The organism is Duganella sp. FT27W (assembly GCF_009295655.1).
Classification (GTDB): Bacteria; Pseudomonadota; Gammaproteobacteria; order Burkholderiales; family Burkholderiaceae_D; genus Rugamonas; species Rugamonas zoogloeoides.
The window spans coordinates 1-262 of sequence record NZ_WHIV01000037.1 but is presented as its reverse complement, the minus strand read 5'-3'; the positions used below and the strand labels follow the sequence as shown (position 1 = coordinate 262).

Sequence of the window (262 nt, the reverse complement as noted above, 5' to 3'; positions counted from 1 at the left end):
TTGGTCTCTAAAAGACCAAATCTAAACCTAGCGGCTTACATTTGAACTCTTGGTGGAGGATGACGGGATCGAACCGACGACCCCCTGCTTGCAAAGCAGGTGCTCTCCCAGCTGAGCTAATCCCCCTTGAGGTAAAACTGGTAGGGCTGGTTGGACTCGAACCAACGACCCCCGCGTTATCAACACGGTGCTCTAACCAGCTGAGCTACAGCCCCAAATGCTGTTCTTCTTGATTGACAGTCGATAAGTGTGAACGCTTGAT

General features: G+C 51.1%; 2 tRNA genes. Both read right to left on the bottom strand.

Annotation, left to right across the window (positions count from 1 at the left end):
* Nucleotides 1-50: 50 nt before the first annotated feature.
* Nucleotides 51-126 (bottom strand) — tRNA-Ala (locus tag F8197_RS28335).
* A 12-nt stretch (nt 127-138) separates the two neighbouring features.
* Nucleotides 139-215, bottom strand: a tRNA-Ile gene (locus F8197_RS28330).
* Nucleotides 216-262: the final 47 nt, after the last annotated feature.